Here is a 1,641-nt window from a genome sequence, read left to right as displayed (position 1 = left end):
ACCCTGCCGTTGAGGCAGGGTCACCACTTAGACCATGGTTCGCCTTGATGTACTTGAGAGCTTCGACATACCAGCTCGGAGAAAGTTCAAAGGTGAGGTTGATTTCGGCGATTCCTGAGATCAGGTACTCATCCATGGGTCCTGTACTCCCAGTCACCAAACAATAGGTAACCATGCGCAGGTAGTAACCGATATCACGGGCACATTTTGCCTTCCCTTCAGGAGTCGAAGCGTAGTTCGGTCCTTGCATCTGCGTGGTATAGGGGAACTTTTGGTAAACAGCTTGGGCTGCACCATTAACTAGAGTCTCAGCTTTACTGGTTAAGCTTTGAGCAGCTTCCAAACTTGCAGTAGCTTGGCGAAAACGACCGAACGCACTCTGAATTTCGGCACTGCTCAGAAAGCGGCCTTGGGAGTCAGCGGTAGCTACTGCTTCAGTTAGGGGAGTTTTCATAATGTAATCTACCTCTCAAAAAAAAAGTTTTGCAAATTTTTCGTAAACAAATGCTACTGAAGAATTGAACGAGCAGATGGCTGTCCTAGGGTTTGGTGAAACTAGCCAACAGCAGCAGCAGCTCGATCAAAATAACCACTTAACTCAGACATTAGAGAGCTACAGTCACCAGGAGTAATGCCAGTTCTGTCATTGGCAATGGCGATCGCAGCGTCCTTCATTTTATTGATACCTTCAGCTACAGAACCTCCAGGAACTCCCAGTGCTACATAGGTTTCCCGCAGGCCATTAAGGCAGCGATCATCTAAAACACTGCCGTCACCAGCGAAGGTGGCATAGGTTACATAGCGAAAGACAATCTCCATATCGCGCAAGCAAGCAGCCATGCGACGGCCAGTGTAAGCATTGCCACCAGGCTGGATCAATTGGGGCTGCTCTGCAAACAGACTACGGGCAGCATTGGCTACAATTGCAGAGGCATTGCTTGTGAGTCGGTTGACCACATCCATGCGCTTATTGCTTTCAGCAACCATGCTCTTGAGGGAATCGAATTGATCGTTACTGAGATATACACCTCGGGTATCAGCTTGGGCAACCACCCGTGCAAATGCATCTAACATTAAAGTCTCTCCTTACATCTTGACTTGTATAAATCCAAAACTGGATAGTAATTGACTGCCTGCCCTACTCTGCCAAACAGCAGAGTAATGAATCAATCAGCAGCCTTGAATTACTCCAGTAGCTTCAATTCCGTTGAGCCTTCTTGTTAAGAATTTTGTAGCCTCTCTCAGAGACACAAGGTAACTCAAGGAAACTGACCCCTAACTTTTAAGTCAGGGATGCAGCGGCTTTCGGACCAAAACTATTCAAGCAAATCGTCTGTGCAGATTTTGTGCAATTATGTGATTCAATTACAAATCGTAACAATTCAGCTCTTTTGTTTTTGCCATCAAAGGGTAAAAACAAGGCTACAAAGCACTCTGGGTAACCGATATAGCGTTTAGTCCTTCCTGAAAATTGAGCCGTTTGTGAGCTTTAAGAATCTTCACACGAAACTAATTATCTGAGCAGTTATTGAATTGAGAGGATGTCTTAGGAGGTATTGAAGGAGCTGGCAGAGTTGAGTATTGTGCGATTCTCCTAGGGAGACGCTACGCGATCGCCTTATGCTGGTCGGGTGAGACGGG

Annotated in this window: 2 protein-coding genes; both read right to left on the bottom strand. The window is 46.4% G+C overall.

The genetic code is table 11. The features are described from left to right. Positions 1-454, bottom strand: a 454-nt coding sequence (cpcA, locus tag F6K49_RS46915) for a phycocyanin subunit alpha (RefSeq protein WP_293109340.1), incomplete at its 3' end; no start/stop codon positions are given. Between the two features lie 101 nt (positions 455-555). Then, on the bottom strand, positions 556-1,074 hold the full coding sequence (locus tag F6K49_RS46910) for a phycocyanin subunit beta (protein WP_293066945.1): 519 nt from the start codon (positions 1,072-1,074) through the stop codon (positions 556-558). Positions 1,075-1,641: the final 567 nt, after the last annotated feature.

The organism is Moorena sp. SIO3I6 (genome assembly GCF_010672095.1).
This window is presented reverse-complemented; position numbering and strand designations above follow the sequence as displayed.

Bases quoted from the DNA above. Each gene is read 5' to 3' on its own strand.
- F6K49_RS46910 (WP_293066945.1), bottom strand. From the start codon at position 1,074: ATGTTAGATGCATTTGCACGGGTGGTTGCCCAAGCTGATACCCGAGGT.